We start from the raw sequence: 2747 nt of genomic DNA on the forward strand, positions 1-2747 counted from the left end.
TGCGCGCCTGGACGCTGCGCTCCAGCACCCGGTCGAGGGCCCGCTGGGCGGCCTCGTCCTCCAGGCGGATCGCCTCCACGTCGCCGAGCTCCACCGAGACCAGCCCGTCCGGGCTGGACAGGACCAGCCAGGGACGCTCGACCACCGTGCCGTCCTGGCCCTCGGCGCGCCGGTCGACGGCGACGATCCGCCCGACCAGGGGTTCCTCGCCATAGTGGGTGTCGACCGCGATCTCGCTGCCGCGCAGCCGCTCCAGCAGCGCGGTGAGCCCGACGAGGTCGCCCGGGTTCAGCGGCGTATCCTGGTAGGGGTCGGCCAGCACGCCGCTGCCGCCGATCACGACCTGCTCCAGGCGGAAGCCGTCGCGGTCGCCTTGTGGGATCACGGTGAGGCTCTTGAGCGCATCGTCGAGCTGCCCGGCCGGCAGGTCGAGCGCCACGCTGCCATCGGCCTCGGTCGTGGCACGAAAGCCCAGCCAGCCCATGCCGGCGGTGGACATCACCACCTGGTCGAGTACCGGCGGCTCCGCGGCGAATCCCTGGTGCAGGGGCAGCAGCAGCAGGCAAAGGAGCGAGGTCGCCCCGGATCTTGCGGACGATCGGACGCGCACGACGGTTCCTCCTGGACGACGCGCTCCCTATATCCAGCTTGCCTCGTCCTGGCGACTGGTGCCACGTCGGAATGGCCCATCCCGCCAGAGACAGCGCTCCCGCATCGCGGGGACCCGAACCCTTCGTCCGGCACGGCTGGTGAACCCGGAGCAGCATGTTGATGCAACCTCTTGCCGTGCAAGACATCGTTCGTGAATGCTGGACCTTCTTCCTGGACCGCCGGCGGGCGCTGGTGGATAGCGCCGGCCTGTGGTTCGTGCTGCTCCTGCTGGTGGCCGTGCTGGTGCGCGGAATGGTGGGCCCGGTGGAACTGCCCGATCCCGAGGCTCCCGGCGACGCCATGCTCCTGCCGCCCGGCATGGGCAGCCTGATCGTCCTGAAGATGGTCGAGGCACTGGTGCTGGCCGCGGCCTCGGTGGCGCTGCACCGCTCGGTGCTGCTGTCCGAGCCCCTGCCGCCGCTCCTGCCGATCGACGGGCGCAGCGTGCGCTACGCCCTGCGCATGCTGGGCGTGCTGCTGGCGTCGATGCTGCCGGTCATGGTGATCGTGCTGCTCGCGATCGTGCTGGGCGGCGGCGGCTTGGCCTCGATCCAGCTGGCGATCCTGCCCAGCATGTTCGCCATGCTGCTGGTGATCTGCCGGCTCCATCCGGTGCTGCCGGCGGCGGCGCTGGACCTGAGATGCAGCTTCTCGCAGGCATGGGAGCAGACCCGCAGCCAGGGCTTCCGCCTGCTGCTGGGCGCGATCATCCTGCTGGCGCCGGTGATGATCGCCAGCACGCTCCTGCTCCTGGTGCTGGGCAACGGCTTTGCCGGCGTGCCGATCCTGCAGAACCTGCCGCAGGCCCTGGCGCTGCTGACCGATCTGCTCGAGGCCTGCCTGCTCGCCATCTATTTCTCGCTCACCTGGCGGCGGCTGGCCCAGCAGCAGCCGGCGATCAACACTTCCGTTTGACGACGAGGGTCCCTTGCACAGATTGCCGGTCTACCGGGTGGTCGGCCTCGCCTGGCTCCACGTGATCCGCCACAAGCTCGACCTGCTGAAGCTGGGCCTGCCCTGGTTCCTGATCCCGGTCGCGATGGCCGCGGCCTCGCCCTTCCTCGCCGGCGGACTGGAGCCCTGGTACGGCCGCGTCGAGGCGGGCATCGCCTATCTGGCCGGCCTGATCCTGGCACGCGCCTGGATCCGCCACGTCCTGCTGGACGAGCGCCGGGCCGGTCCCGCACCCCTGAACGGCGGGGCGCTACGCTACCTCGTCTGGAACTTCGTGCTGATCCTGCTGGCGGCGGTCCCGGCCACCCCGGCGATCGCCTATGCCGTGTTCGGCCAGGTCCCGACCTATGTCGGCCTGGCCAAGATCGCCGCCCTGCTGATCGCCCTCCCGTTCGTGGCGAGGCTGGCCCTGGTGTTCGCACCAGCGGCGATCGAGCTGCCGGGCTCGAAGCTGCAGGCGGGCTGGCAGGCCGGGGACGGCAGCTGGTGGCGCCTGCTCGCCGCCTTCGTGCTCACGGCGGTGTCCGGCTACGTGGTCACCCTGCTGCTGGTGATCCCGATCGGCACCATGATCATGGCGGTCGATCCGGACGCGGCGCTGGCCGACCACCCCTCGCTGCGGATCGTCGGCCATCTCCTGACCCTCCTGTTCATCGCGCTCACCAGCGGGCTGATCGCCTGGGCGTGGCGGGCGCTGACCGAAGGTGAGGCCGCCCTGCCCACCCGGTAGGGCGGGGCCGGCAGGGGGGCCTCCGAGCCGGCGACCGTCAGCTCCGTTCGCGCGTCGCGGTGAACTTCAGCTTGGGGTAGTCGTCCTTCACCCGGTTCAGGTCCCAGTTGTTGCGCGCCATGTAGACTGGGTTGCCGTCGCGGTCCTCGGCCAGGCTCGCCGACTTGGTGCGCACGAACTGGTCGAGCAGGGCCTGGTCGCCGTCGACCCAGCGCGCGGTGATGAACGGCGCCTCGTCGAAGCGCACCGGCAGGCCGTACTCGGCATCCAGCCGCGAGCGCAGCACGTCGAGCTGGAGCTGGCCGACCACGCCCACGACGAAGCCCGCCCCCAGCATCGGCTTGAACACCTGGGTGACGCCCTCCTCGGCGAGATCACCCAGCGCCTTTTGCAGATGCTTGGCCTTCATCGG

3 protein-coding genes and 1 pseudogene are annotated in these 2747 nt (G+C 70.5%); 2 read left to right on the forward strand and 2 right to left on the reverse strand.

The features are described from left to right. Positions 1 to 610: hypothetical protein (locus tag VNS22_RS19290; protein WP_325735301.1), on the reverse strand; the 610-nt coding region annotated here is incomplete at its 3' end. 176 nt (positions 611 to 786) lie between these two features. Between VNS22_RS19290 and VNS22_RS19295 the strand changes: the two genes are divergently transcribed. Both VNS22_RS19295 and VNS22_RS19300 read left to right on the forward strand, forming a co-directional pair. Beyond that, positions 787 to 1566, forward strand: a complete 780-nt coding sequence (locus tag VNS22_RS19295; protein ID WP_325735303.1) for a hypothetical protein — start codon at positions 787 to 789, stop codon at positions 1564 to 1566. Between the two features lie 13 nt (positions 1567 to 1579). Further along, positions 1580 to 2335, forward strand: coding sequence for a hypothetical protein (locus tag VNS22_RS19300; protein WP_325735305.1), 756 nt, complete (start codon positions 1580 to 1582; stop codon positions 2333 to 2335). A gap of 37 nt (positions 2336 to 2372) precedes the next feature. Here VNS22_RS19300 and prfC read toward each other — a convergent pair. Next, a pseudogene (prfC, locus tag VNS22_RS19305) lies at positions 2373 to 2747 on the reverse strand (peptide chain release factor 3); the annotation flags it as partial.

This window comes from Geminicoccus sp. (assembly GCF_035556675.1).
Lineage (GTDB): Bacteria > Pseudomonadota > Alphaproteobacteria > Geminicoccales > Geminicoccaceae > Geminicoccus.